The following is a 22,224-nucleotide window of genomic DNA, read 5'->3' as shown; positions in this document are numbered from 1 at the left end:
CGCGCGCCAGCGCCCCATCGCTGCCGCGCTCACTCCGCCCGGATGTTCGCGCGCTGGGCGATCGCGCGCATGCGCGGCAGTTCGTCCTCGATCCGCGCCAGCACGGCGTCGCCGCTGGCATAGGACTGCTCCAGCCCGCTGGCGATGAGCTTGCTGCGGATCTCGGCATCCGCCATGGTCTCGGCCAGGGCCTTGCCCAGCTTCGCCTTGACTTCGGCGGGCAGGCCGCGCGGCGCCACGACGGCCAGCCACGAATCCGCGGCAAAACCGGCGAAGCCGCTTTCCGCCACCGTGGGCACATCCGGCAGCTGCGTGGCCCGCGCCGCGCCGGTGACCACGATGGGCTTGATCTTGCCGCCCTTGAGCTGCGGCAGCGCGGCCGCCACCGTGTCGATGGTGAACGGGATCTGCCCACCGATCAGGTCGCTCATGGCGGGTGCGCTGCCCCGGTAGGGCACATGCATCAGCTGGATGCCGGTGGCCGACCACATCAGCTCGGCGGCAAAGTGGCCCGTGGTGCCGCTGCCGAACGAGCCGTAGGAGAACTTGTCCGGAGCGCGCTTCACCGCCGCGATCAGCTGCGGGAGGTTGGCCACCGGCACATCGCGGTGGGCCAGCAGGATCAGCGGCACGCGCGCCACCATGCCGATGGGCTCGAAGCTCTTGACCGGGTCGTACGGCAGCTTGTTGTTGAGCGCCGGGTTGACGGTGAAGGTGGAGCCCGAGCTGATCAGCAGCGTGTAGCCGTCGGCCGGAGCGTTGGCCACGAAGGATGCGCCCACGATGGTGCCCGCGCCGGCCTTGTTCTCGACCACCACCGCCTGGCCCAGGCGTTCGCCCAGCTTCTTGCTGATGAGCCGGCCCACGATGTCGACGGCCCCGCCGGGCGGAAAGGGCACCACCAGCTGCACCGGCTTGGCGGGGTAGCCATCGGCGTGCGCCATGCGCCCCCAACCCAAGCCTGCGATGGCTGCCATGAACAACAAGGCGACGCTGGTGCGTCTTTTGGGCTGTGGGCATTTCATGTGGCGGTCCTTCTGGTGCGGGTTGTTCACCCTGCGTTGCGGCTGTGAACAAGGGGAAGGCGCGCCAGTCTTCGTCTCGCTCTGGCCACGCCTGTCGCTACTGCGGAGTTGTCGAGGCCGCCAGGGCGATGAGATGAGGGCACGGGACCATGGCGGTGGAAGACCGGGCGGCATGCGCAGGTCTTGTGAGGGCAGAGCGGGGGGCGCTCAGATCACGGACAGCCCGGCCAGCCGGCACAGGCGCTGTTGCTCCGTTTCCTCGCGCGGCGGTGCGTCAGCCGTTGCGAAAAAGAAAGCTGTAGGCGTTCAACGCCGGCACCCCTCCCAGGTGCGCGTACAGCACGCGGGAGCCTTCGGGGAATTCGCCCTTGCGCACCATGTCGATCATGCCGTGCATGGACTTGCCTTCGTACACCGGGTCGGTGAGCATGCCTTCCTGGCGTGCGCACAGGCGGATGGCTTCGAGCGTGCCTTCATTGGGCAGGCCGTATTCGGGGCCGCCGTAGCGCGTGTCCAGCACCACGTCCTCGGCCGTGATCTCCTGGCCCAGTTCCACCAGCTTGGCCGTGTTCCGTGCAATGCGCAGCACCTGGGCATGCGTCTTCTCGGGCTTGGCCGATGCGTCGATGCCGATCACCTTGCGCGCCCGGCCGTCGGCCGCAAAGCCCACCACCATGCCGGCCTGCGTACTGCCCGTGACCGAGCACACGACGATGTAGTCGAACTGGAAGCCCAGCTCCTTCTCTTGCTGGCGCACTTCCTCGGCAAAGCCCACGAAGCCCAGGCCGCCGTACGGGTGCTCGGAGCAGCCGGCCGGGATGGGGAAGGGCTTGCCGCCGGCCTTCTTCACGTCTTCCATGGCCTGCTCCCAGCTGGGGCGGATGCCGATGTCGAAGCCCGCAGCGTCCAGGCGCACGTCGGCGCCCATGATGCGGCTCATCTCGATGTTGCCCACGCGGTCGTACACCGCATCGGAGTAGTTGACCCAGTTCTCCTGCACCAGCACGCACTTCATGCCCAGGTGCGCGGCCACGGCGGCCACCTGGCGCGTCTGGTTGGACTGGATGCCGCCGATGGAGACCAGCGTGTCGTAGCCGCCCGCGATCGCCTCGGGGATGAGGTATTCGAGCTTGCGCGTCTTGTTGCCGCCAAAGGCCAGGCCCGAGTTGCAGTCCTCGCGCTTGGCATACAGGTGCACCTTGCCGCCCAGGTGGGCCGACAGGCGCGGCAGCGCGGTGATGGGCGAGGGCCCGAAGGTCAGCGGGTGGCGGGCGAATTTCTGCAGGTTCATGGCGGTTTCCTCAAGCGGTGATGGGAGCGCAGACCGGGGCGTCTGCCGTGCATCCATCGTAGGAAAACAAGCACTTAACGTGGTTGTGAACTCTGCGTGAAAGTTGGCGTTTTGATGCTGATCAATGAATAATGAGTGATACAAATTTCGGTGATGAGCAAATGAGCGCAACAAAAGTTCGTGCAAAGAATGTGGATGCCACAGCGGAAACGATGGAGACCCTGGATCGCACCGACAAGGCCATCCTGCGGCTGCTGCAGCGCGACGCCTCGCTGTCGAACGTGGCACTGGCAGAGAAGGTGCACCTGAGCCCGCCCGCCTGTCTGCGGCGCGTGGAGAGGCTCAAGCGCCTGGGGCTGATCGACAAGGTCGTGGCGCTGCTCAGCCCGCGCGCGGTGGGCGCGGGCATGCTGGTGATGATCGGCGTGGTGCTGGACCGCTCCACGCCCGACTCGTTCGCGGCGTTCGAGAAGGCCGCGGCCAAGGTGTCCGGCTGCATGGAATGCCATGTGGTCACCGGCGAGTTCGACTACTTCATGCTGGTGCGCACGCGCGACAACGACAGCTTCAACCGCCTGCACGCCGAGCAGTTGCTGTACTTGCCGGGCGTGCGCCAGGTGCGCTCGTTCATGGTGCTGCGCAATGTGCTGTCGACCACGGAGTTGCCGTTGGCGGTGTGATTCGCCTGCGTTCACGGCTTGCGAGAGTTCTCATGCGGCGGCCACACCAACCGTTCGGGCTGAGCCTGTCGAAGCCTTGCGGGTGCTTCGACAGGCTCAGCCCGAACGGTTGCAGAGTTTGTCAGCGTGCTTGCGCCCGCCCCCGGCCCTTGAGCCTCTCCCACACAGTCCCTCCAAACACATTCACCGCGAGCCCCGCCATCAGCAGCCCGGCCCCCGCAAAGTGCACCGCCTGCAGCGCCTCGCCAAACACCAGCCAGCCGGTGGTCAGGCCCACCACGGGCACGAGCAGTGTGAACGGCGCCACGCGGTTCACGGGGTAGCGCGACATGAGGTACGTCCACAGCCCGAAGCCCAGCAGCGTGGAGATCCATGCGATGTACGCGACGGCGGCCATCGACTTCAACGACAGGTGCTGCACCGCCGACAGCACCGCGCCGGGCCCGTCCACCCACAGCGACAGTGCCACGAAGGGCAGCGGTGCGACCAGGCTGGACCACACGATGAAGGCGAACTGGTTCATCGGCCCGTGGCGGCCCACGGCGCGCGTCACGATATTGCCGCAGCCCCATATCGCGGCCGCGGCCACGGTGAGCGCAAACCCTGCCAGCGGCATGGACGCGCCGTGCGCGCTGCCGATCAGCACCAGCCCTACCGCCGCCAGCGCCAGGCCCGCCACCTGGTTGCCATGCCACGGCTCGCGCAGCCACCACGCGGCCAGCAGCAGTGTGAAGAACGACTGTGCCTGCAGCACCAGCGACGCCAGGCCCGAGGGCATGCCGATGTGGATGGCGGTGAACAGCAGCGCGAACTGGCCCACGGCCATCGTCATTCCGTACAGCAGATACAGGCGCAGTGGAACCTTGGGCGGCCGCACGAACAGCAGCGCCGGGAATGCCGCCAGCAGGTAGCGCAGCGCGCCCAGGAGCATGGGCGGAATGTCGGTTACGCCCACCTTGATGACGGCGAAGTTCAGGCCCCAGACCAGGATGACGAGCAATGCCAGGCAGAGGTCGCGGGGGCGCAAGGAGGTGTTCATGGCAGGTGGGCAGCGGCAACAACAGGGGCCCTGATTGTCTGACAGCCTCAGGGCGCGCGCCGTGCGTGGCCGGCCGGGTTTCGGTCAGAAACGGACACGCCCTGCACGTGTCCGAGGGGCGCGATCAGCCGGCCTCGACCGCGAAACTCAGCCCTGCGTTCGCCTGTAGCCGCGTGATCAGCTTGTCGCCCATGGCGGGCGCCGTGGTCCAGATGCCTCCGGGGGTGTCCGTGGCCTCCAGCAGCAGGCACACGGCTGCCTCGGCGATCATCTTGGAGGTGGAGCCGTAGCCCGGGTCGCGGTCTCCCTTCACGCCCACGCGCAGGCTGTGGCCGTCCGCGTCGGTGCCGAGAAAGAGCACGTCGTAGAAGCCGGCGTCGCGCTCTTCGCGCGAGGGGCCTTCGCCAGGCTTGGGGCCCTTGTCGGAGCCGAGCGACTTGTCGCCTGCCACGGCGTTGGCGATGGCCTCGCCTTTCTCGCCGGTGCCGGTGATCAGCATCTCGTCGTAGACGAAGTCGGCGCCGTAGGCGTGCTGCAGCAGAAAGTTGGACCGGTGCACGTTGCGCGTGTTGATGGCGGCCATGACGAATGGCGCAACCCAGACACCTTCGCCGCCCGGGCCTGCCAGGGCCTCGTCCACCATGGGCTTGTGGCCCGTGGGCTGGCGCGGGCCTTCGAAGCCGGGCGTGAGCGAGAACGGGTTCTTGAGCAGGTCCAGCACGGCGGGGTTGGTGGCGGCTGCGGCCATGGTGGCCTTCAGGCTGGCCGCGGTGCCGCCCGAGAACGTTCCTTTCATCTTGCGCACCCGGCCGCGCACGCGCGGCGCAGGGTGGCCGAAGCGGTGGCGGAATTCCTTTTGCAGCAGGAACACGCCCAGATCGAACGGGATGGAGTCGAACCCGCACGAGAACACGATGCGCGCGCCGCTGGCCTTGGCTGTGGCTTCGTGCGCGTCGATCATCTGGCGCATCCAGGCGGGCTCGCCGCACAGGTCCACGTAGTCCACACCGGCTGCGGCGCATGCGGCCACGAGTTCGTTGCCGTAGAGCTGGTACGGGCCCACGGTGGTCAGCACCAGGCGGGTCTGGGCCATCAGGGCCTGCAGGCTGGCCGGGTCGGTGCTGTCGGTCACGATGAGTGGGGTGTCGGCGGGCGCGCCGACTTCCTCGCGCACGGCGGCCAGCTTGTCGGCGCTGCGCCCGCCCATGGCCCAGCGCAGGCCGCTGCCGGCGGGGTAGCGCTGCAGCAGGTATTCAACGACCAGGCGGCCCGTGAAGCCGGTGGCGCCGTGGACGACGATGTCAAAGGGTTTGGCGGTGGTCATGGGGGGTCTCCGTGCAGGCTTTGCAATCAATGGCTGCGATTGTCAAAGACAAGCGGGTGTTGTCATGTCGCCCAGGTGCCGCGTTTGGGGTGATAAAAGTATCGCCAAACGATACCCGGGAGCCGTGCAATTGCCACTGGCGCAACTGGTGGGGGCGGGCGGCGGGTCGGGGCAGCACTATCCGCTCCGTGTTCAACCACGGCCTTGTCTGGCCACCCCCTGTATGTCGTCCTCTTCCACCATCATCCAGCGTGACACCCGTGCATGGCAGCTCCAGGTGTGGGTCTCGTTCGGTATCGCCGTCTTCCTGTGCGCCGTGGGGCTGGCGTGGTTGCCGGGCGAGCAGCTGGAGCAGGCGTTCATGGTGATGGGCTATGTGTTCTGCCTCTCGGCCGCGTTCGTGCTGGCCAAGTTCGTGCGGGACAACGAGAGCGCCGCGCGCCGCGGTGCGGGCGACACGCCCATGTGGAAGCTGGTGGTCTGGGGCGGCTTCGTGGTGGCCATGGGCCTCACCGGCTGGGGCCTGTTCGGCATGGAGATCAACGTGACCTACAAGGCCTTCCTGGGTGTGAGCTGGCTGTACCTGATCACCACTGCCTTCACGCTGGCCAAGATGCTGCGCGACCGCCACGAGGCTGACCTGCTGGAAGCGCGCCTGCAAGGCCGCCGCGAAGCTGCCGCAGCACATGCTGCTACGTCTGGTAACAACGCCAGCTGAGTTTCCGGCGTTCGCCCTGGCCCCATGGCGGATGCTCGGAGGTTGCCCTGAAAAAAACCGGTGCTGCCGCGCTACTGCGCAGCACCTCCTGTGAGGAGTGAAACCATGAAGAAATTGTCGAAGATCCTGACCCTTGCCCTGGCCGCCGGCCTGCTGTGCACGCTGGCCGCCCTGCCCGCGCGCGCCCAGAGCGAGGCCTCGGCCGCGCTGTCGCTGCTGCCTGTCGCTTCGGTGGTGGGCACGGCGTCGGTGGCGTCCGCCGCCGCTGGCGCGGTCGTGGCGGTGCCTGCCGCATTGTCGGTGGCGGGTGCGGCGCTGACCGTGAAGACGGTGGAGGCCTCGGCCACCGGCACGGTGTACTTGCTGGAGCGCGCCTCCGACGGCGCCCAGGTCAGCGTCGAGGTGGCGGGCCGGGGCGTGGGCGCATCGGCGCACACCGTGGGCACGGTGGTGACCTGCAGCGTGATCGGCACGGGCGTGGTGCTGTCGGTGGCGGGCGAGGCGATCGCCTTCGTGCCCAACGCCATCGGCCGTGCGCTGTTGCACAACGAGCGCCTGTAAGGGGCACCGCCATGGATGTGCAGCAGATGACCGTGACGACCCCGGCGCATGCCCGCGTGCGCTCCTTCAACCCCGCCATGCTCGGCCTGGCCCTGGTGGCGGGCGCGGCCCTGCTGGCGGCGCCAGCGGCCCACGCGGGCCGCTCCTGCGAGGCCGCCAAGCCCGTGCCGGCCAAGGTGATCGAGCGCGGCATGCAACTGGCGCAGCAGACCTCCGCCGCGCTCGACGCGGAGCATGCGAAGTCTGGCGCCCAGGTGGTGGTGCTCGCCCGCGCCGGGCAGGACCTGAGCAAGTACGGCCTGCGCTATTCGCACCTGGGCTGGGCCTACAAGACACCCGAGGGCCCCTGGCGCGTGGCCCACAAGCTCAACGAATGCGGCACGGCCGTGGGGCACCTGTACCGGCAGGGCCTGGGCGAGTTCTTCCTGGACGACCTGTGGCGCTACGAGGCCGTCTACGCCGTGCCCACGCCCGAGGTGCAGCAGCGCCTGCTGGCCGTGCTGCAGGACAAGGCCCGCACCAGGACGCTGCAGCACCCGCCCTACAGCATGGTGAGCTACGTGTGGGGCCGCAAGTACCAGCAGTCCAACCAATGGGCGCTGGAAACGCTGGCCGTGGCCATGGAGCCCGCCACGGTGCGCAACCGCGAGCAGGCGCAGGCCTGGCTGCAGTTCAAGGGCTACGAGCCGACCACGCTCAAGCTCGGGCCGCTCACGCGGATGGGCGGGCGCGTGGGTTCGGCCAACATCGCGTTCGACGACCACCCGGGCGACAAGCGGTTCTCGGACCGCATCGAGACCGTCACGGTCGATTCGGTGCTGGCCTGGCTGCAGCGGGCCCAGCTGGCGGCCGCGCCGGTGGTGCTGACCGTGAAGAATTGATGAAATGGGCCGATTGCGCTTGACTGGTAAGCGCTGGCAGCTATCAAATGCATAGTATCTACAGAGGGGAATGATCATGAGCAAATCACTGCGGCTGTCTGAAAAATGGTTCCGCCGCGGCCTGTGGCTGGTGGCGCTGGTGTTCGCCAGCTTCCTCATCGGGCTGGGCGGCACCATCGTGGGCGATTTGCCCAAGGTCGAGACGCCGCTGCGCGTGGATGACTTCCTGGACAAGCCGGCCGCTGAAAAGCTGCGCGCCCAGGTCAAGGACGCGCGCCAGGCCGAGCAGGACGCGCAGACCGCGCTGGAGCAGGCGCAGCTGCAGCGCAGCAAGGCCCGCAGCGAAACGCAGGCCGCGCGCGAGACCTTCAACAACTGGCTCTCCACCCGCTCGGCCACCCAGCGCGTCGACCAGGACCCGGAGGTCATTGCGCGCACCCAGGCGCTCGATGTGCTCAAGCTCGCCGAGCGCAAGACCCAGCAGGCGGTGGAGCTGCAGCAGCAGGCCGCGCTCGACGCGCGCCAGGCGGCGGCGGCCACGCAGGAGCGCCTGAACAGCATGGAAGCCGATGGCTACGTGAAGCTGGAGGCCGAGCGCCGCAAGGTGGAGCTGCGCGTGTTCCTGTACCGCCTGGCGCTCACCCTGCCGCTGCTGGCCATCGCCGGCTGGCTGTTCGTGAAGAAGCGCAAGGGCACCTACTGGCCGTTCGTGTGGGGCTTCATCTTCTTCGCGCTGTTCGCGTTCTTCGTGGAGCTGGTGCCCTACCTGCCCAGCTACGGCGGCTATGTGCGCTACGTGGTGGGCATCGGCATCACGGCGCTGGTGGGGCGCTACGCCATCCTCGCGCTCAACCGCTACCTGGAGCGCCAGAAGCTGGCCGAAACCCTGCCCGACCAGGAGCGCCGCAAGGAGCTGAGCTACGACGTGGCCCTGGCCCGCCTGGCCAAGAGCGTGTGCCCCGGCTGCGAGCGGCCCGTGGACTTGAAGAACGAGAAGATCGACTTCTGCCCGCACTGCGGCATCGGCCTGTTCGACCACTGCGGCACCTGCACCACGCGCAAGAGCGCCTTCGCCCGCTTCTGCCATGCCTGCGGCACGGGCGCGGGGGTGCGGCTGGCGCGGGATGACTGAGCGGGTCCCCGCGTGACATCCATGGGGGGGCTGCGCCGCCGCGAGCTTCTGGGCGCGCTGGCCGCCGCCGGACTGGCGGGGGCCTGTGCGCCGCTGACGGCCCACAGTGCGCCCGGGGCGCTGATCGAGAACGTGACCCGCCTGTACCCCGTGCGCGTGTCGCGGGTGGTGGTGCCCGCCAGCCTGCAGGACGTGGCGCAGGCCGTGCGCAACTGGCCCGGCGCGGTGGCCGTGGGCGGCGGGCGCTACAGCATGGGCGGCCAGGTCGGCGTGGAAGGCGGCCTGCACATCGACATGCGCGGCATGAATGCCCTGGTGTGGCTGGACACCGGGGCGCGCACGGTGCGCGTGCAGGCCGGCATGCGCTGGCGCGACCTGCAGGACCACCTGGATCCCCACGACCTGGCGGTGCGCACCATGCAGAGCTACTCGAACTTCACGGTGGGCGGTTCCGTGTCGGTGAACGTGCATGGCCGCTATGTGGGGCACGGGCCCATCGGCGCGTCCGTGCGGGCCCTGCAGATCGTGCTCGCCAGCGGCGAGGTGCGCGAGGCCAGCCGCCAGCAGCACCCCGACCTGTTCCGTGCCGCGCTGGGCGGCTATGGCGGGCTGGGGGTGATCACCGAGGTGGAGCTGGACCTGGATGCCAACACCGCCATCGAGCGCACCGTGGCCCAGGTGGCGCTGGACGACTACCCCGGCTTCTTTGCCGCCAGGGTGGCCGCCAACGCGCGGGCCGTGATGCACAACGCCGACCTGCTGCCCCCCCGTTTCGACCGCGCCACCGCCGTGACCTGGGCCCACACCGACAAGCCCGTGACCATGCCCGGGCGCCTGGTGCCGCGCGGCCAGCGGTATGACCTGGACAAGAGCGTGATCTGGGCCATGACCGAACTGCCGGGCGGCCACCAGCTGCAGCACAAGGTGGTGCGCCCGGCGCTGCTGCGTGGCCAGCCGGTGGTGTGGCGCAACCACGAGGCCAGCCTGGATGCCGCCTCGCTGGAGCCCGCGAGCCGCGCACAGTCCACCTACGTGCTGCAGGAGTACTTTGTGCCCGTGGCCCGGTTCGCCGCTTTCACGCGGGGCTTGGCCCGCATCCTGCAGCAGCATGGGGCGCAGGTGCTCAACATCTCGGTGCGCCATGCGCCGCCCGACCCCGATGCCATCATGGCCTGGGCGCGCGAGGAGGTGTTTTCGTGGGTGCTGTACTACAAGCAGGGCACCCGCCCCGAGGCCTGTGCCGAAGTGGCTCTGTGGACGCGTGCGCTGATCGACCTGGCCCTGCAGCATGGCGGCACCTACTACCTGCCCTACCAGCGCCATGCCACGCGGGCGCAGTTCGCGGCGGCCTACCCGCAGGCGGACCGGTTTCGCGCGGCCAAGGCCGTCTGGGACCCTGCGGGGCGGATGACCAACATGCTCTGGGCGCAGTATCTGTAGAGGGACGCCGCGGGCCGGCGCGGGGGGCTACCCCATCATCACCCGGTTTCGCCCCTGCGCCTTGGCGCGGTAGAGCGCCGCGTCGGCCGCGAGCAGCAGCATGTCCATGTCGGCATCGCCGCCCAGCGTGGCGCTGTGCACCAGGCCGATGCTGATGGTGGCATGCCGTGGAACGCCCCCGGCGGCGCCAAAGGTCTGCTGCTCCACCACCTTGCGCAGGCGCTCTGCGATCGCGTGCGCCTCGGCGGGCGAGGCATCGGGCAGCACCACCGCGAACTCCTCGCCGCCCAGGCGGCCCAGCACGTCCTGGGGGCGCAGCGCGCCGGCCATGGCCTGGGCGAGGCCGACGAGGAGCTGGTCGCCCGCGCCGTGGCCCAGCTGGTCGTTGACCTGCTTGAAATGGTCCACGTCCACCATCAGCACGGCCAGGCCGGCGGATTCGCGCTGGTAGCGCGCGACCAGCCGCTCGCCCTGCTGCAGGAACGCGCGGCGCGCGAGCACGCCGGTCAGGTCGTCGTGCCGCACGGCGTGGTCCAGGCGGCGCAGGGCCTCGGCGCGCGCGGCGCTGGCGCAGGCCACGGCCAGCGGCCCCAGCGCCAGCAGCGTGACGCCCACGCGCAGCGAGAACACGTCGCTGGCATGCGCGGGCGTGAAGTTGAGCACGCCCGTGGCCACCCCGGCCATGGTCCACAGGCACACCACCAGCGACAGCAGGCTGGACGTGAACGGGCTGTAGCTGAGCGCGCACCACAGCAGCCCCGGCACCACGAAGGCCAGCATGCCGGGCCCGCCGACCACGGTGCGGATGCCCTCGGCCAGCAGCAGCGAGCTCACGGGGGCCACGCGCCAGAACAGCGATGCGCCCGGCAGGCCCTGCGGGGCGTTCATGGCGGGCGGCGGGTCGTCGGCGCGGGGCGCGGCCAGCACCACCGGCACGATGAGCATGTAGTTCATGAGTTCGGTGCTGAACCACAGGGACAGCAGGTCGGTCCAGGGGGTATCGAAGTACACCGGCGCGGCGCCGCAGCCCGCCAGGGCCCCCACGGTGCTGGCGACCAGCGCCGCCACCAGCAGGTACAGCGCCGACACCGTGCGCTGCAGGCGCCGGATGCGTTCGTCCAGGCGGCGCAGCACCAGCCAGCCCGCCGTGGCGCCCAGCATGTTGGCCCCGTTGAGCCACAGTGCCATGGACCAGTCGCTGCCCGTGGCCAGGTCCGCCGCCAGGTAGCCCACGGCGGCCGCCACCCAGGCCGGCGGCCGCGCGAGCCGGGGGTAGCGGACCAGCAGTCCCAGCAGCAGCGCATTGGCGGGCCAGAACGCCGACAGGAAACCGATGGGCCGCGCAAAGATGCCCACCAGGCAGGCGGCGAAGATCAGCAGGGCCAGCCCCAGCCAGGCCAGGGGCGGCGGAAGCGGTCGCAGGAGCGCGAAAGGGCGGTACATGGGTGGATGGCGGTGGATCGGCGGGAGGGCGGTGGGCGGGGGTGCCACCGATTGTCCCCGGGCCGGGCGTGGTGGGGGGCTTGCCCGGCACCCCCGGGACACCGTTGTTGACGATTTCAAACGCCCGCCGCGAGGGTCAGGGGGGGCCTGCCAGCAGCAGCGCCACCAGTTCGCCCGTGCTGCTGGCGCCCAGCTTGCGCATGAGCCGGGCGCGGTGGGCGTCCACGGTGCGGTGGCTGATGTCCAGGTGGCGCCCGATCTGCTTGCTGGTGGCGCCCGTGACGATGTGCTGCGCGATCTCGCGCTCGCGCACGGTCAGCGGCGTGCTGACGGGGCGGCGGTGCGAGATGTCCTCGAACATCCACACGGCGCGCGCGAACGGGTCGGCCCTGTCGAGCGCGCGGCCCGCCACGTGGCACCAGAACAGCGACCCGTCGCGCCGCCGCATGATGCGCTCGTCGCTGTAGCCGCCCGTGTCGCGCATGGCCTTCAGGCCCCGGTGGCCGGTGTGCGTGAACTCGTCGAACGACGGGTACAGCGGCGCCAGCGGCTGGCCCAGCAGCTCGGCCTGGGCATGGCCGAACATGTGGGCGAAGGCATCGTTGCACAGCTCGATGGCGCGGTCGCGTGTCACGCACATGCCCACGGGCGCGAGGTGAAAGGCCAGTGCGAGCGCCTCGTTCGGAACGGCAGGGGGTGCGGGCATGGGGTGGCATTCTGCAGCAACCGCCCCCTGGCGCGGTGCGTCCGCGCCCGGCCGGGAGGGGCGGCTCAGGCCGGGCGCTCGTGCACCACCGCCACGCGGTTGCGGCCCGCGCTCTTGGCGTCGTACAGCGCGTGGTCGGCCGCGCTCAGCCAGTCGGCCCAGGTTCCGCCGGCGCGGGCCACGCAGGCCAGGCCGATGCTCACGCTGACGGGGATGTCCTCGCCATTCTCGGTCAGCCGGATCTGCGCCACGGCCGTGCACAGGCGCTGGGCGATGGTGGTGGCGTCGCCCGCCGAGACATCGGGCAGGTAGACCAGGAATTCCTCGCCGCCCATGCGCGCGAGCAGGTCGGAGTCGCGCAGCTGGCGGCGCAGGCATTCGGCGAAGGCGACCAGCACGCGGTCGCCGGCCGCGTGGCCGAAGCGGTCGTTGATGCGCTTGAAGTGGTCCAGGTCGAGCTGCGCGATGGCGCTGCCCACCGGCAGCTGCGCGGGCAGCCGGGACATGACCCAGTGGCGGTTGCCCACGCCCGTGAGCGCGTCCGTCTGCGCCATCCGCTCCAGGCGAGCCTCGGCCCGTTCGCTGGAGAGCGACGAGACCATGAGGGCGATGCCGAAGTGGCAGAACATCTGCACGTAGAAGGCCCGGGCGAAACCGGTGGAGCTGGCGTTCTCGGTGGCGATGTAGAACAGGCGCAGCGCGAAGATGAAGGCGCTGACCAGCAGGAACCCCGCCAGGAGGGCCCGTGATGGCAGGGGCTCGGCGCGGCGGTCGCGCCATATTTCATGGGCCGAGCCCACCAGGGCTGCGGTGGCCGTCACGTGGAAGGCACCGGCCCGCAGGAGGTTGTCCAGCGGAAACTGTGTGGCGATGCCCGCCACCAGCCAGCCCGCGGGCACCAGGGCGAGCCAGCCCATCGGGATGCGCCTGCGCCCGCTCAGCGCCCGGACGCCCGCCCAGAAGAGGCAATAGCCGACCGTGCCGAGCAGCAGGCTGCCGTGTGTCCAGAGCCAGTCCGGCAGGATGAGGTACTCGCCCCGGCCCGCCAGTTCGGCGCCGATGGCCAGCAGCAGGTACGCCCCGGCCAGCGGCCGCAGCCCCTGGGGCCGGCAGGAATGCCGGCTGACGTGAAAGATGCTCAGGGCCCCGGCCACCAGGGCGGTCTTGTAGAGCAGGAGTACGGTGGGGAGGTCAAGCTGTATGCCCATGTCGCGGTGCAATGGCGGGTTGGTGGCGGTCCCAGGCGGGGACCGTGGTCTGTGGTTCGTGGTCGCGATGGGGGAGGCGCTCAGCGGCGGCGCCAGCGCAGCCGCCACTGCCGCCGGATGACCCGCGCCACGCGCCAGGCCCATGACGCGCGGGCGCGCTCCAGCACGGCGTGCTTGATGCCCATCCAGCGGGCATGGGTCCAGGCGAACCAGCGCAGCTGCATCAGCGCGGCCTGGGTGAGGCTGTACAGCCGGGCCACCACGGCGGTGCCCACCACCTTGGCGATCACGATCACGGTCATGCCCAGCACCACGTGCCCCCGGCCCACCGCCCACAGGGCCAGCAGCTTCACGGGCAGCAGCAGCGCCGTGGGCAGCAGGAACACGGCCACCGCCGCCCAGGGCGGCAGGGCGCGCACGCCGCCTTCGATCCAGCGCAGGCCGGGCCAGCGGCCGATGCGCGCCAGCAACTGCTGCAGCGGTACCCAGCCCCATTCCTCGAACAGGATCAGCAGGGCCAGCAGCCCGCTGCCCAGGCCGGTCAGCATGCGCGCGGGCCAGCGCAGCAGTTGGTGCAGGATTCTTGGAGTGATTTTGGCCTCTGGCGCTTGTCTATCCGGCGCGGATAGCTATTGTTTTTATAGCTTCCGATCGTGGTTACACGCCCCGGGCCCGCTCGGCCTTGAAGCGCGCCCGGAACTGCGCGAACGCGCCCGCGTCGAGCGACTCGCGCACCTCGCGCATGAGGTTCAGGTAGTAGTGCAGGTTGTGCACGGTGGTGAGCATGGGGCCCAGCATTTCGCCGCAGCGGTCCAGGTGGTGCAGGTAGGCACGGCTGAAACCCTCGCGCCCGCCCTCGTCCCACGACACGCCCGCGCTGCCCGCGCAGGCATAGCAGGTGCAACTGGTGTCCAGGGGCTGGTGGTCGGCCTTGTGGCGTGCGTTGCGGATTTTCAGGTCGCCAAAACGCGTGAACAGCGTGCCGTTGCGCGCATTGCGCGTGGGCATCACGCAGTCGAACATGTCCACGCCGTCGGCCACGCCCTGCACCAGGTCTTCGGGCGTGCCCACGCCCATCAGGTAGCGGGGCTTGTGCGCGGGCAGGCGGTGCGGCGTGTGGGCCATGATGTCCAGCATCTCGTCCTTGGGTTCGCCCACGCTCACGCCGCCCACGGCGTAGCCGGGGAAATCCATCTCGACCAGGCGCTCCAGCGATTCCTGGCGCAGGTTCTTGTACATGCCGCCCTGCACGATGCCGAACAGCGCGTTGGGGTTCTCCAGCCGCTGGAATTCATCCCGCGAGCGCTTGGCCCAGCGCAGGCTCATTTCCATGCTCTTGCGCGCCTCGGCCTCGGTGGTGAGGTGGCCCTTGGTCTCGTACGGCGTGCACTCGTCGAGTTGCATCACGATGTCGGAGTTGAGCGTGGTCTGGATCTGCATGCTCACCTCGGGCGACATGAAGAGCTTGTCGCCGTTGACGGGGCTGGCGAAGGTCACGCCCTCTTCGGTGATCTTGCGCATCGCGCCCAGGCTCCAGACCTGGAAACCGCCCGAGTCGGTGAGGATGGGCTTGTCCCACTTTTCAAAGCCGTGCAGGCCGCCAAAGCTCTGCATCACGTCCAGGCCCGGGCGCATCCACAGGTGGAAGGTATTGCCCAGGATGATCTGCGCGCCCATGTCGTGCAGGCTGCGCGGCATCACACCCTTGACGGTGCCGTAGGTGCCCACGGGCATGAAGATGGGAGTTTGCACCACGCCGTGGTTGAGCGTGAGCGTGCCACGGCGTGCGTGGCTGGTGGGGTCGGTTTTGAGGAGGTCGAACTGCAGCATGATGGGGCGATTGTCCCAGACGGGCCGCCCCCGCCTTGTGCGGGCAGGCCGCAGGGACATGGGCTGGCATTGGCGCGCCGCATCGCTACACTGGTTCCAGACGGGCTACCAGCCCATCACAAGGAGAACAACATGCTCAAGATCCTCATCGCCGTGGATGGCTCGGAACTCTCCCTGGACGGCGTGCACCATGCGCTGGCGCTCCTGGGCCAGGGCCTGAAGGCCAGCGTGGTCCTGGCCAACGTGCAGGAACCCGCCACGCTGTACGAACTGGTGACCACGCGCGACCCCGACCTGATCGCCGCCGCCAGCCTGGAGGCCGGCCAGCACCTCATGGCGTCCGCGCGGGCGCTGCTCGACGCGGCGGGCGTGGCCTACGAGACCGATGTGGGCGTGGGCGACGTGGCCCATACGCTGGTGGACATGATCGAGCGCTCGGGCTGCGACATGGTCATCATCGGTGCCAAGGGGCAGGGCGCCATCTCCAGCGCGCTGCTGGGCTCGGTCTCCCAGGAGGTCGCGCACGCGAGCCCGGTGCCGGTGACCATCGTCAAGCATGCCGAGGTGCTGGAAGCGCTGGAAAGCGACGTGGCCGAGGACACCGAGGCCTGAGAACCTGTTCAAGATCTTTTCGGGGGGGCCCAGAAAAGAAAAGGGCCGCTGTGCGCGGCCCTGGCGGGGATCTTCGGAGGACGGTTGCCCGGCGTGTCAGGCCGCCTTGCGAAACGGTTCGGCCGCGGGCCGCTGCAGCTTGCCGTGGGGCAGGGTGGCCAGGCGCGAGAACATGCGGCGCACGTAGCCGCGCACCCACAGGCATTTGTTGAGCTCGTCCACGGGCAGCGGGCCCGACACCACCACGATGTCGTTGGCCACGTCCTGGGCTCCTGCGGCCCGCAGGCGCCGGCGCGTGTTGTTGGCCCAGGACTGGATGCGCGTGGGGCTGCCGTGCTGGTGCACCTCGCCCGTGTGCGCATCGAACGCAATCGCCACGGTATCGGTTTTCAGCTTGAACCTGCGCTCACCCGTCACGGCGCTGGGCGCCTCGCGCATGTCGTAGAGGTAGTAGCTGCCTGCCTTGAGCTGGTATTGCATGTCCATGGGTGTGTTCCTCTCTGTCGGCATTGTCGAGGGCGCACGGTGCGGGCAATGGCAGGTAAAACGGTGGGAAAGGGGCTCTTATCGGGAGCCGTTCGCCAGGGCCGCGCTGGTTTCTGTGCGCGTGCCATTGTGGCGGCGCCCCGGCGCCAGCGCGCGAAACTTGAGGGCGATGTCGTAACGAGTTGTGAGTGGAGTGTGTGGCGCGTCTGGCCTTTGGTTGCGCCCGGCCGTTGCGTTGCCCAAGGCGTATGCGACTGGCGCGGCCCGCGCCAGAGCCGCCAAGCAAGGGCTGCCCCGCAGCGAGGGCTGCGTCCCTCTGCCCGCGCAGCGCAGCGAGAGCGGGGGGACGGCGCACAGCGCCTCAGGGGGATGTCCCTGCTAGAAATCCACCAGGCTCAGCCCCAGGCTGAACACGGTGCGCTTGCGGTTGTAGTCGATCATGCTGTCGCCATAGCCGCTGAACAGCTGCGTGTGCAGGCGCAGGTTGCTCTTGCTGCCGAAAAGGCCCGTGCCCACCGTCTGCAGCCATTCCAGGCGCACCGAGCCCCGGTCGCTGCTCGACAGCGAGTGGCGCAGCGTGGCGCCCACGGTGTTGTCCTTGTTGACGTTCCAGAACGCCGACAGCTCGCCCCGGCCGACGTAGTCGCTGATGCCGGGGTTGTCGTCGCTGCCCGAGCTTTCGGGCACGCGCTTCCACAGGCGCGCGTTCACGCTGAAGCTGTTGGAAAGCTCCATGCCGGTCATGAGGTACACGCGGTTCCAACTGCGCGACAGGGGCTTGCTCTGGCCGTTGGACTGGTGCACCAGGCCGATGCCGCTGTAGCGCCACTTCCAGCCGAACGGCAGCTGCGCCGTGGTGGGGTAGACGTACATGACCTCGGGCTCGTGGTCGGTGGCGCGGAAGGGGCGCGAGATCTGGGGCGTGAACAGCTGCCAGTACGACTGCTGCGAATAGCCGAACCACACGGAATCCTTGAGCGTGGGGTGGCCCTGCGTGAGCAGGCCCTGCGCGAGCTTGGTGCGCACCGACAGCTGGATGCGGTTCTCGGTGCGGCGGTAGGGCGTGGATTCGGTGGCCGAGTGGTCCGCCGCGTCGGACGTGGGCTGGCGGTTCACGTTGCTCGACGCCACCACCGACACGGTGATGGGCCGGTAGCCCCGGAAGCTGAAGGTGCCGCAGTCGCTGCCCGATTCCAGCTCCCAGAAGCGCGAGAGGTCGCTGTACTGCGGGTCGCGGCAGCCCTCGGTGCGGGCCACGTCGATGACGCGGGTGGCGGGCAGGGTGGTGTCCACGGGCGGCGGCACGGCCGAGGCGGCGGCGGAGGCGCCCGGCGCATTCCAGCTTTGCTGGTCGGCGGCCCACTGGTCGAAGCAGGCCAGGCGCGCCTGGTTGTCGCTGGACAGGGCGGTGCAGCGGCGCCAGGCGCTCTCTGCGCCCCCGGCCGCCGAGGCGGTGGCGCCGGCCGGTGCCACCGCCTGTGCCAGCGCGGCGCCGGCGGGCGCCAGCGCGGCGGCCACCAGCAGCGCCAGCGTGCGACGCGATGGCGTGGCGGCGGGCGTGGCGGTCATGGCCACCCCGCCTGCCTGCGCAGCGCGAAAGGGGCCGATGGAGCTGAAGGGGTGGGGGTGGCGTTGTTCCATGTTCCGCGTATTTCCTTGCCGCACGATCCATCCACCACCTGGCCCGTCCAGGGGGTGCTGATGTTCATGCCGTTGATCGATTCTTCCAGGGTCGGGTCGCCGCCATCGGCGTCGCCGCTGACCGGCGCCGTGGTGCCGCCACGCTGCACGGTACCACGCACGCTGTGTGCCAGTGCGCCGTGGTGCCCCAACTGCGGCGTGGCCGTGGCGCCCGGCGCGGGGGTCGGCGGCTCGGCCAGCCAGCGGCCCCGCAGGCGCGGGTGGCCCCTGTCCGCCGCGGCGGGGCACGCCGCCGTGGATTGTGGTTCATTTCGGCGGTGGGCACTTGTAGGATAAGCGCTGATAGCTATCAAAATAAAAGCAGCCCCCCGCCGGGGCGCGGGGCGGGGGCGAGCGGGTGCCGGCCGGGGCATGGGGCGCCTCAGGCCGTGGGCGCGGGCTGGGCGGCCACGGCGGCGTTGGCCGCGCTCGTCGCCTGGGCCTTGGCGGCGAATTCGGCGCGCAGGGCCTTGAGCTTCTCGCGCGGGTCTTCGCGGGCGGTGGTCTTGTCCAGGCCCATCTCGGCGATGAAGCGGCTGGGCTGCGCGGCCACCATCTCGCGGCCCTTCTTGCGCCGCTTGGTCCAGCTCACGGCCAGCGTGCGCTGCGCGCGTGTGATGCCCACGTACATCAGGCGGCGCTCTTCCTGCAGGCGCTGCAGCGTGTCGTCGCTCACCTTCTGCTGGCGCCCCTCGTCGTCGTCGAGCTTGAACGGCAGCATGCCTTCGGTCACGCCCACCAGCACCACGTGCGGCCACTCCAGGCCCTTGCTCGCGTGCAGGGTCGACAGCGTCACCATGTCCTGCTCCTGCTCGCGCTCACTGATGGTGGACAGCAGCGCGATGGTCTGCGACACCTCCAGCAGGCTCTTGGTCTCCTTGGCCACCACGGCGCCCGCCGTGTCGTCGATCTGGCCGCCCGCGCGCTGGGCCATCCAGTCGCAGAACTCCATCACATTGCTCCAGCGCGCGGCGGCCACCTTTTCGCTGTCCTCGTTGTCGTACAGGTGCTGCTCGTAGCCGATCTCCTTGAGCCACTCGTTCAGGAAGGTGCGCGACTCCTCGGCGCCATGCACGCGGCGCGCGCTGTACTCCAGGTAGTTGATGTAGCGGCCGAATTCATGCAGGCCGTCCATGGCCCGCTTGGGCACGGCCGCCGGCAGCATGCCGTTGAACAGCGCGCCGAACATGCTCTGCTTGTGCTGCGTGGCGAACGCGCCCAGCGCCGCCAGCGTGGTGTGGCCGATGCCGCGCTTGGGCGTGGTGATGGCGCGCAGGAACGCCGGGTCATCGTCGTTGTTGATCCACAGCCGGAACCAGGCGCACAGGTCCTTGATCTCGGCGCGGTCGAAGAAGCTGGTGCCGCCCGAGACCTTGTAGGGAATGTTGGCCTTGCGCAGCGCCTTCTCGAACGGCTTGGCCTGGTGGTTGGCGCGGTACAGGATGGCGAAGGACTTCCAGTCGGGCGGCGGGTTGCTGGCCGCGCGCAGGCTCTGGATGCGGGCCACGGCGCGTTCGGCCTCGTGCTCTTCGCTGTCGGCGTCCACCACGCGCACGGGCTCGCCCTCGCCCAGCTCGGAGAACAGCGTTTTCGGAAACAGCTTGGGGTTGGGCCCGATCACGTTGTTGGCCGCGCGCAGGATGGCGCTGGTGGAGCGGTAGTTCTGCTCCAGCTTGATGACCTTGAGGTGCGGGAAGTCGATGGGCAGCTTCTTCAAGTTGTCCAGCGTGGCGCCGCGCCAGCCGTAGATGGACTGGTCGTCGTCGCCCACGGCCGTGAAGTGCCCGTTCTCGCCCACCAGCAGCTTGAGCAGTTCGTACTGCGTGGCGTTGGTGTCCTGGTATTCGTCCACCAGCACGTGGCCGAGCGACGCCTGCCACTTGGCGCGCACCTCGGGGAAGTCGCGCAGCAGGCGCAGCGGCATGCCGATGAGGTCGTCGAAGTCCACGCTCTGGTAGGCCGCCAGGCGCTCTTCGTAGCGCGCCATCAGCGTGGCGATGATGCGCTCGTTGTCGTCGGCCGCCTGGGCCAGCGCCTGCTCGGAGGTCAGGCCCATGTTCTTCCACTTGCTGATCACCCACTGCCACTGGCGCGCGGTGGCCATGTCGGTGGTGCCGCCCGAGGCTTCTTTCAGGATGCCCGTCACGTCGTCGGCATCCAGGATGCTGAACTGGGGCTTGAGGCCCAGCACCGAACCATCCTCGCGCACCATGCGCACGCCCAGAGCGTGGAAGGTGCACACCAGCACGTCCTTGGCGCGCCGGCCGATCAGGCCCTTGGCGCGCTCGCGCATTTCGGCGGCCGCCTTGTTGGTGAAGGTGATGGCGGCGATGCGCCTGGGCTCCATGCCCTTCTCGATCATGTGCGCGATCTTCTGCGTGATCACGCGCGTCTTGCCCGAGCCCGCGCCGGCCAGCACCAGGCAGGCCCCGTCGGTGTAGTGGACAGCCTGGAGCTGGGCGAGATTGAGACCGGCGGACATGGATGGAGGAAGAAGGAAAAAGCAGGAGAGGAAGAAGGGGCCGGGGGCACCCAGGGGCGGGCGTACCGCAGCGCCGCCGGAGCGCGCAATGATACCGGCGCGCTCCGGCGGGGCCGGGTTGCGCCGCGGCCGGCCCCGGGCCCGGCGGGGTCTGACAGGGGCCTGACGCCGCCTCCGCGCTGCGGGAAACCCCGCTAGGGACGGGATCGTCACACTTTGATACTACGCCCATCGGTTTTCGCCCGATCCGGGTGGCCGCGCCGTGACGAGTCCCACCATGCACCTTCCTGCCCCACTCCGCGCCCTTCGCCCCCTTCGCGCCCGGGCACCGCTGCAACCTGGTACCCGCCGGCGCCGCGGCCGTGGGGCCCTGGGCGCCGCCCTGCTGGCCTGCGCCGCCGCGCTGGCCCCGGCGCACGCGCAGCTGGGCAGCACCGCCCCGGTGCGTGTCGGCGTGGTCGGCCCGTTCACGGGGCCTTCGGCGGATTTCGGGGTGCCCATGCTCAACGGCATCAAGCTCGCGGTGGACGAGATCAACGCCGTGGGCGGCTACCTGGGGCGGCCGCTGGAGCTGGTCATCAAGGACGACGCCGCCAACCCGGACCAGGGCCGCAAGGTCTCGCAGGAGCTGCTGGGCGAGAAGGTGGTCGCCACCATCGGCTTTTGCAACACCGGCGTGGCGCTCAAGGCCATCGACCTGTTCCAGGAGGCCAGGAGCCCGCTCATCGTGCCGTGCTCCACGGGCACGGCGGTCACGGCCAGGTACCCGGCCGCCGACAGCTACATCTTCCGGGTGCAGGCCCGCGACGCGCTGCAGGCGCCCTTCATGGTGGACGACATCGTCAAGCGCGGCTGGGACAAGGTGGCCATCTTCGCCGACAAGACGGGCTACGGCGAGGGCGGCTACACCGACGTGGTGGCGGCGCTGGCGGCCAAGAACCTCAAGCCCGTGCACGTGGCGCGCTTCGACCTGGGCGTGAAGGACCTCACGGCCGAGCTCGCGGCCGCCCGCGCCGCGGGCGCCAACGTGGTCTACAGCTACACCGTGGGGCCGGAGAACGCGACCATCGCCAACGGCAAGAAGGCGATGGGCTGGAAGGTGCCCCAGGTGGGCGCGTGGCCGCTGTCCTTCCCGTTCTTCCTTGAAGGGGCCAAGGACGCCGCCGAGGGCGCGCTCATGGTGCAGACCTTCATCGCCGAGCCGAGCAACGAGCGCCGGGCCTCGTTCCTGTCGAGCTACACCCGCAAGTACAACGGCAAGGTGGCCGTGCCCATGGCCGCGGCCAACGCGTACGACGCCACGTACCTGCTGATGTATTCCTTCCTCGGCATCCGCGACGGCAACCTCTCGGGCAAGGCCATCAAGGAATCGCTGGAGGGCAGGATGAAGACCTACTACGGGGTGGTGTCCACCTACGACAAGCCGTTCAGCGTGCAGGACAAGGAGGCCATCACCCGCAACATGCTGGTCATCGGCATGGTCAGGAACGGTGCCATCACCTTCGCCTACCCCGAGGACGCCAAGCGCAACCTGATCGTGCAGCGCAAGCAGTAGTGGCGCGCAAGGGCACCGCCGCGCCGGCGCTCGCGCCGTGCATTCGCCAGGGGTGATGGCCCCCGCCTGACTTTGCGCTGACCGCCGCCGGCGCCCGGCGACCGGCCGCGCCGCGCAGCACGGACAATAGC

The 22,224-nt window shown here is 69.5% G+C and carries 21 protein-coding genes; 8 read left to right on the top strand and 13 right to left on the bottom strand.

Going from position 1 to position 22,224, the window contains the following annotated elements; genetic code table 11:
- Positions 1 to 29: 29 nt before the first annotated feature.
- Entirely contained in the window at positions 30 to 1,025 is a 996-nt protein-coding gene (locus tag AC07PV_RS18230; protein ID WP_218296874.1) for a Bug family tripartite tricarboxylate transporter substrate binding protein, read from the bottom strand.
- A 274-nt stretch (positions 1,026 to 1,299) separates the two neighbouring features.
- Positions 1,300 to 2,316, bottom strand: coding sequence for a 1-aminocyclopropane-1-carboxylate deaminase (locus tag AC07PV_RS18225; RefSeq protein WP_494630983.1), 1,017 nt, complete (start codon positions 2,314 to 2,316; stop codon positions 1,300 to 1,302).
- Between the two features lie 161 nt (positions 2,317 to 2,477).
- Here AC07PV_RS18225 and AC07PV_RS18220 point away from each other — a divergent pair, with 161 nt between their 5' ends.
- Entirely contained in the window at positions 2,478 to 2,996 is a 519-nt protein-coding gene (locus tag AC07PV_RS18220; protein ID WP_218384864.1) for an Lrp/AsnC family transcriptional regulator, read from the top strand.
- 121 nt (positions 2,997 to 3,117) lie between these two features.
- On the opposite strand, the gene AC07PV_RS18215 is transcribed toward AC07PV_RS18220, so the two are convergent.
- On the bottom strand, positions 3,118 to 4,023 hold the full coding sequence (locus tag AC07PV_RS18215) for an EamA family transporter (protein ID WP_494631056.1): 906 nt from the start codon (positions 4,021 to 4,023) through the stop codon (positions 3,118 to 3,120).
- A 136-nt stretch (positions 4,024 to 4,159) separates the two neighbouring features.
- A complete protein-coding gene (locus AC07PV_RS18210) occupies positions 4,160 to 5,359 on the bottom strand; it encodes a saccharopine dehydrogenase family protein (protein ID WP_494630982.1) in 1,200 nt (399 codons plus the stop codon).
- A 223-nt stretch (positions 5,360 to 5,582) separates the two neighbouring features.
- Here AC07PV_RS18210 and AC07PV_RS18205 point away from each other — a divergent pair, with 223 nt between their 5' ends.
- The 5 genes from AC07PV_RS18205 to AC07PV_RS18185 all read left to right on the top strand — a co-directional run bounded on the left by AC07PV_RS18205 (position 5,583) and on the right by AC07PV_RS18185 (position 10,091).
- Positions 5,583 to 6,077: a YiaA/YiaB family inner membrane protein gene (locus AC07PV_RS18205; RefSeq protein ID WP_494630981.1), complete on the top strand. Its 495-nt coding sequence runs from the start codon at positions 5,583 to 5,585 to the stop codon at positions 6,075 to 6,077.
- 105 nt (positions 6,078 to 6,182) lie between these two features.
- On the top strand, positions 6,183 to 6,638 hold the full coding sequence (locus tag AC07PV_RS18200) for a hypothetical protein (RefSeq protein WP_494630980.1): 456 nt from the start codon (positions 6,183 to 6,185) through the stop codon (positions 6,636 to 6,638).
- 77 nt (positions 6,639 to 6,715) lie between these two features.
- Positions 6,716 to 7,519 carry a DUF2145 domain-containing protein gene (locus tag AC07PV_RS18195; protein WP_218297003.1) on the top strand — a complete coding sequence of 268 codons (804 nt, stop codon included), beginning with the start codon at positions 6,716 to 6,718 and terminating at the stop codon, positions 7,517 to 7,519.
- A 76-nt stretch (positions 7,520 to 7,595) separates the two neighbouring features.
- The gene (locus AC07PV_RS18190) at positions 7,596 to 8,651 is read left to right on the top strand and encodes a serine endopeptidase (RefSeq protein ID WP_492254042.1); all 1,056 of its coding nucleotides are present in this window, start codon (positions 7,596 to 7,598) and stop codon (positions 8,649 to 8,651) included.
- 21 nt (positions 8,652 to 8,672) lie between these two features.
- Positions 8,673 to 10,091 carry an FAD-binding oxidoreductase gene (locus AC07PV_RS18185; RefSeq protein WP_494631055.1) on the top strand — a complete coding sequence of 473 codons (1,419 nt, stop codon included), beginning with the start codon at positions 8,673 to 8,675 and terminating at the stop codon, positions 10,089 to 10,091.
- A gap of 27 nt (positions 10,092 to 10,118) precedes the next feature.
- Here AC07PV_RS18185 and AC07PV_RS18180 read toward each other — a convergent pair whose 3' ends face one another.
- The 5 genes from AC07PV_RS18180 to tgt form a co-directional block, all read right to left on the bottom strand.
- Positions 10,119 to 11,534, bottom strand: coding sequence for a GGDEF domain-containing protein (locus AC07PV_RS18180; RefSeq protein ID WP_218296882.1), 1,416 nt, complete (start codon positions 11,532 to 11,534; stop codon positions 10,119 to 10,121).
- 136 nt (positions 11,535 to 11,670) lie between these two features.
- Positions 11,671 to 12,240 carry a LuxR C-terminal-related transcriptional regulator gene (locus tag AC07PV_RS18175; protein WP_218296883.1) on the bottom strand — a complete coding sequence of 190 codons (570 nt, stop codon included), beginning with the start codon at positions 12,238 to 12,240 and terminating at the stop codon, positions 11,671 to 11,673.
- A 65-nt stretch (positions 12,241 to 12,305) separates the two neighbouring features.
- Complete coding sequence (locus AC07PV_RS18170) at positions 12,306 to 13,448, bottom strand: GGDEF domain-containing protein (protein ID WP_255594833.1); 1,143 nt, start codon at positions 13,446 to 13,448, stop codon at positions 12,306 to 12,308.
- 80 nt (positions 13,449 to 13,528) lie between these two features.
- Positions 13,529 to 13,996, bottom strand: a complete 468-nt coding sequence (locus tag AC07PV_RS18165; RefSeq protein ID WP_494630978.1) for a hypothetical protein — start codon at positions 13,994 to 13,996, stop codon at positions 13,529 to 13,531.
- A gap of 109 nt (positions 13,997 to 14,105) precedes the next feature.
- Entirely contained in the window at positions 14,106 to 15,278 is a 1,173-nt protein-coding gene (gene tgt, locus AC07PV_RS18160) for a tRNA guanosine(34) transglycosylase Tgt (protein ID WP_218296885.1), read from the bottom strand.
- Between the two features lie 132 nt (positions 15,279 to 15,410).
- Here tgt and AC07PV_RS18155 point away from each other — a divergent pair, with 132 nt between their 5' ends.
- Positions 15,411 to 15,890 carry a universal stress protein gene (locus AC07PV_RS18155; protein ID WP_494630977.1) on the top strand — a complete coding sequence of 160 codons (480 nt, stop codon included), beginning with the start codon at positions 15,411 to 15,413 and terminating at the stop codon, positions 15,888 to 15,890.
- Between the two features lie 96 nt (positions 15,891 to 15,986).
- On the opposite strand, the gene AC07PV_RS18150 is transcribed toward AC07PV_RS18155, so the two are convergent.
- The 4 genes from AC07PV_RS18150 to AC07PV_RS18135 form a co-directional block, all read right to left on the bottom strand.
- Entirely contained in the window at positions 15,987 to 16,376 is a 390-nt protein-coding gene (locus tag AC07PV_RS18150) for a hypothetical protein (protein ID WP_010466226.1), read from the bottom strand.
- Positions 16,377 to 16,754: 378 nt separating this feature from the next.
- A complete protein-coding gene (locus tag AC07PV_RS18145; RefSeq protein ID WP_494630975.1) occupies positions 16,755 to 17,945 on the bottom strand; it encodes a phospholipase A in 1,191 nt (396 codons plus the stop codon).
- Positions 17,942 to 18,178: a hypothetical protein gene (locus tag AC07PV_RS18140; protein ID WP_255591626.1), complete on the bottom strand. Its 237-nt coding sequence runs from the start codon at positions 18,176 to 18,178 to the stop codon at positions 17,942 to 17,944. The genes AC07PV_RS18145 and AC07PV_RS18140 overlap by 4 nt, the downstream gene beginning before the upstream one ends.
- Positions 18,179 to 18,438: 260 nt before the next feature.
- A complete protein-coding gene (locus tag AC07PV_RS18135; RefSeq protein WP_494630974.1) occupies positions 18,439 to 20,538 on the bottom strand; it encodes an ATP-dependent helicase in 2,100 nt (699 codons plus the stop codon).
- 277 nt (positions 20,539 to 20,815) lie between these two features.
- Between AC07PV_RS18135 and AC07PV_RS18130 the strand changes: the two genes are divergently transcribed.
- Positions 20,816 to 22,093, top strand: a complete 1,278-nt coding sequence (locus AC07PV_RS18130; protein ID WP_494630973.1) for an ABC transporter substrate-binding protein — start codon at positions 20,816 to 20,818, stop codon at positions 22,091 to 22,093.
- Positions 22,094 to 22,224 lie beyond the last annotated feature (131 nt).

The sequence above is a fragment of the Acidovorax sp. GW821-FHT09A11 genome, from assembly GCF_059418365.1.
The sequence above is the reverse complement of the archived record's forward strand: the minus strand, read 5'-3'. Positions and strand labels throughout refer to the sequence as shown.

Excerpts from the sequence above, each read along its gene's own strand:
- AC07PV_RS18135 (WP_494630974.1), bottom strand. The coding sequence starts at position 20,538 with ATGTCCGCCGGTCTCAATCTCGCCCAGCTCCAGGCTGTCCACTACACC.
- AC07PV_RS18190 (WP_492254042.1), top strand. The coding sequence starts at position 7,596 with ATGAGCAAATCACTGCGGCTGTCTGAAAAATGGTTCCGCCGCGGCCTG.
- AC07PV_RS18180 (WP_218296882.1), bottom strand. The coding sequence starts at position 11,534 with ATGTACCGCCCTTTCGCGCTCCTGCGACCGCTTCCGCCGCCCCTGGCC.
- AC07PV_RS18145 (WP_494630975.1), bottom strand. The coding sequence starts at position 17,945 with ATGACCGCCACGCCCGCCGCCACGCCATCGCGTCGCACGCTGGCGCTG.
- AC07PV_RS18225 (WP_494630983.1), bottom strand. The coding sequence starts at position 2,316 with ATGAACCTGCAGAAATTCGCCCGCCACCCGCTGACCTTCGGGCCCTCG.
- AC07PV_RS18175 (WP_218296883.1), bottom strand. The coding sequence starts at position 12,240 with ATGCCCGCACCCCCTGCCGTTCCGAACGAGGCGCTCGCACTGGCCTTT.
- AC07PV_RS18195 (WP_218297003.1), top strand. The coding sequence starts at position 6,716 with ATGCTCGGCCTGGCCCTGGTGGCGGGCGCGGCCCTGCTGGCGGCGCCA.
- AC07PV_RS18200 (WP_494630980.1), top strand. The coding sequence starts at position 6,183 with ATGAAGAAATTGTCGAAGATCCTGACCCTTGCCCTGGCCGCCGGCCTG.
- AC07PV_RS18165 (WP_494630978.1), bottom strand. The coding sequence starts at position 13,996 with ATGCTGACCGGCCTGGGCAGCGGGCTGCTGGCCCTGCTGATCCTGTTC.
- tgt (WP_218296885.1), bottom strand. The coding sequence starts at position 15,278 with ATGCTGCAGTTCGACCTCCTCAAAACCGACCCCACCAGCCACGCACGC.
- AC07PV_RS18170 (WP_255594833.1), bottom strand. The coding sequence starts at position 13,448 with ATGGGCATACAGCTTGACCTCCCCACCGTACTCCTGCTCTACAAGACC.
- AC07PV_RS18230 (WP_218296874.1), bottom strand. The coding sequence starts at position 1,025 with ATGAAATGCCCACAGCCCAAAAGACGCACCAGCGTCGCCTTGTTGTTC.
- AC07PV_RS18155 (WP_494630977.1), top strand. The coding sequence starts at position 15,411 with ATGCTCAAGATCCTCATCGCCGTGGATGGCTCGGAACTCTCCCTGGAC.
- AC07PV_RS18220 (WP_218384864.1), top strand. The coding sequence starts at position 2,478 with ATGAGCGCAACAAAAGTTCGTGCAAAGAATGTGGATGCCACAGCGGAA.
- AC07PV_RS18150 (WP_010466226.1), bottom strand. The coding sequence starts at position 16,376 with ATGGACATGCAATACCAGCTCAAGGCAGGCAGCTACTACCTCTACGAC.
- AC07PV_RS18205 (WP_494630981.1), top strand. The coding sequence starts at position 5,583 with ATGTCGTCCTCTTCCACCATCATCCAGCGTGACACCCGTGCATGGCAG.
- AC07PV_RS18185 (WP_494631055.1), top strand. The coding sequence starts at position 8,673 with ATGGGGGGGCTGCGCCGCCGCGAGCTTCTGGGCGCGCTGGCCGCCGCC.
- AC07PV_RS18210 (WP_494630982.1), bottom strand. The coding sequence starts at position 5,359 with ATGACCACCGCCAAACCCTTTGACATCGTCGTCCACGGCGCCACCGGC.
- AC07PV_RS18130 (WP_494630973.1), top strand. The coding sequence starts at position 20,816 with ATGCACCTTCCTGCCCCACTCCGCGCCCTTCGCCCCCTTCGCGCCCGG.